This is a genomic window from Pseudomonas sp. 5Ae-yellow (assembly GCF_014077575.1).
GTDB lineage: Bacteria > Pseudomonadota > Gammaproteobacteria > Pseudomonadales > Pseudomonadaceae > Halopseudomonas > Halopseudomonas neustonica.
In genome coordinates, this window is record NZ_JACGWE010000114.1 from 1 (window position 1) to 1,247 (window position 1,247).

Here is a 1,247-nt window from a genome sequence, read left to right on the forward strand (position 1 = left end):
TTTGGGCCTGTCAGGCTTGGTGGCTTTGATCAGCGCAAAGCCGGTGGGAATCTAACTCCGTATTGGACGTTAAAAGTGTAACCCATGTATTTGAAATGATGTGTTACCTATGTTTTTGAATCATACACGGGGTCTGTTGGTGGATACCGTTCTGATATTCGCCAACAGGGAGTGCAGGCCGTTAACCGCTATTGAAGTCGTTGGATGACACCCGTCAGGGCGTGGAATCTATTCATTCCAAAATAGCCTGTTAGCATAATTAGTTAGGTATATATGTCGAGGTGGCGTTGAGAGGTCTAATCGTTATTATAAGCACATTACAGCTTATGGCGTGCTCATCCATCTGCCTTGTTCCAACCAAGAAAGGCTCGGACAATGCGGAGGTTTATACCGTCAGTCATCATGCAAATGCCGTTTGGTTGGAGGCGCTGGAAACTAAGTTAGCGCAGTGTGAAGTTGTAGCAAGTGAGCGTTATTCTCAAGGTAATATTCTGGCTGACTTCGTGCCTTCGCCCATTAACTCAAGCCCTTCGTGCCTGCTGAGAAAGGCGAAAAATAACGTGGTCAGCCAACATGGGTCGCTGGTACTCGTTGAGTATTATTGGTATCACTTTGAGGCGGGTTTGCAGTATAACCTTTTGACGTATGAGTGCCCTAATGACGTCATCTTTGTGACAGAGCCGAATGCTGCAAGGCACGACTATCCGCTAGCAGAATGATGTGCCAGTGCGTGATAAGAAAAGCAATAGCACGTGTCATCTGATGGGCGAGTATGGTGCTTACTATCTGGCTTCTTATGATTTACTCAACCGCTATAGCTTTGGCTAGGGTGGCATTAGATGTGTTAAGTATGCATAGCCCTTTTAACGTGTATCCACACTCGGCTCCACGCGGTAACTCCTCAGTTTGCATTTTACAGCAGCACGCCTTCTGGCATTTTCAATGCGGGTAAGCTTGTTACCGTCCTGAATGCAGGCTGCCACTTTTATCTAGTCATTGTGCTACTCGGTTAGCATTCCATACAAATATCCTTGATTGGGAGTCGCTATCGTTGGCTGCGCTGCGAGCCGTCTTTACAATGTCGCCAGCAAAGAGTGATTTATATTTTATGACGTTAAGGTGGGCGGCGGCAAAAACTGAGTGCAACACCTGACCTTTCCGGTACGGTGCTGCCCTATGTCTTATTCCGAACTCAGCGTTGCAGAGCGTGCCACCATTCAAGTTAGTCATGCCCAAGGCCTCAGCTT

At 47.3% G+C, this 1,247-nt stretch carries 2 protein-coding genes; one reads left to right on the forward strand and one right to left on the reverse strand.

Annotated elements, in window-relative coordinates:
* Window positions 1–326: 326 nt before the first annotated feature.
* A complete protein-coding gene (locus tag H4J77_RS19490; RefSeq protein WP_124014364.1) occupies window positions 327–719 on the forward strand; it encodes a hypothetical protein in 393 nt (130 codons plus the stop codon).
* Window positions 720–993: 274 nt separating this feature from the next.
* Here H4J77_RS19490 and H4J77_RS19835 read toward each other — a convergent pair.
* Window positions 994–1,247: hypothetical protein (locus H4J77_RS19835; RefSeq protein ID WP_220469448.1), on the reverse strand; the 254-nt coding region annotated here is incomplete at its 5' end.